This is a genomic window from Nonomuraea candida (assembly GCF_000725485.1).
Taxonomy (GTDB): Bacteria; Actinomycetota; Actinomycetes; order Streptosporangiales; family Streptosporangiaceae; genus Nonomuraea; species Nonomuraea candida.
Genome location: NZ_JOAG01000127.1, coordinates 1 through 1,324, shown reverse-complemented (window position 1 = coordinate 1,324; position 1,324 = coordinate 1). Strand labels below are relative to the sequence as shown.

Sequence of the window (1,324 nt, the reverse complement as noted above, 5' to 3'; positions counted from 1 at the left end):
GATGCTCCTATGGATGTCAATCGGTGTTTTCTTGATCGTTTTGGGTGATCGCTTTGTAGAGTTCCCGGGCGATGTAGCGTTTGAGGCAGCGGATGATCTCTTTCTTGGACATTCCGTCGTGGGTGCGTCGTTCCATGTAGGCGCGGGTGCGGGGGTCCCAGCGCAGGCGGCAGAGGGCGACCCGGTAGAGGGCGGCGTTGGCTTGCCGGTCGCCGCCGCGGTTGAGCCGGTGGCGGGTGGTCTTGCCGGAGGAGGCCGGCAGCGGGGCGACGCCGCAGAGCATGGCGAAGGCGGCTTCGGAGTGCACCCGGTCGTGGTTGTCGCCGACGGTGATCAGGAGCTGGGCTGCCACGTCGGTGCCCACCCCGTTGGCGGCGATCAGGTGGGGATTGATGGCGGCCACGAGGGGGTCCAGCAGGTCGTCGAGGTCGCTGATCTCGGCGGTGAGTTGCTGGTGGCGGCGGGCGAGACTGCGCAGCGCGATCGCTGTGGCGGTGGCCGGGCTGGCGGCGTCGGCCGTGTCGGGCCGCAGGGCGGCGCAGGTGGTGATCAGCTTTTTGGCCGGCAGGTGGCGGAGTTGTTCGCGCAGGTCGTCTGGGGCGGTCACGATCAGGGCTTTGATCCGGCGCTGGGTGTCGGCGCGTTGGTCGACCGCCGAGCGGCGGGCGATGCGCAGGTTGCGCAGCGCTTCGATGCGGCCGTCGCGTTGTTTGGGGGTGCCGGTGCGGTCGCCGGCCAGGGCGGCCTTGGCGGCGGCGATGGCGTCGATCGGGTCGGACTTGCCCTGGAAGCGGCGCGTCTTGCGGTTGGGGCGGTCGATCTCGATCACCTCGATGCCTTCGGCACGCAGCAGCCGGGCGAGCCCGGCTCCGTAGGCGCCGGTGCCCTCGACGCCGATCTTCATCAGCTGCCCGAAGGCGTGCATCCAGGTCAGCAGGGCGGTGTATCCGGTGGGGGTGGCGGGGAACTGCTCGGTGCCCAGGACACGCCCGACCGTGTCGATCACCGCGGCGGTGTGGGTGTCCTGGTGGGTGTCGACCCCGCCGGCGATGTCGATGATCGGCGCGTTCTGGGGTGTAATGGAGGTCATCGTCGTCCTGTTCCTCGTGATCGGTCAGGGCGGCACGCACCAGCCGGGCGAAGGACAAGACAGTGATGGGGCCTCTGGCCAGGCTCCTATGAAGTCACAAGGCGCCCCGTCCGGTGAGTGCACATGAGCGCCTCCCCGCCGAGGTCGACATATCCCGTTAAGGACCCGAGGTCAGTCAGGGGCTGGGTCAAACCCCGGGGGGAGGCGTTCATCTCCATCATCACTGTCAGGGGC

General features: G+C 68.6%; 1 protein-coding gene. It reads right to left on the bottom strand.

Features of this window, described 5'->3' with window-relative positions; genetic code table 11:
- Positions 1 to 16: 16 nt before the first annotated feature.
- Complete coding sequence (locus IO39_RS43330; protein ID WP_439331503.1) at positions 17 to 1,081, bottom strand: IS110 family RNA-guided transposase; 1,065 nt, start codon at positions 1,079 to 1,081, stop codon at positions 17 to 19.
- Positions 1,082 to 1,324: the final 243 nt, after the last annotated feature.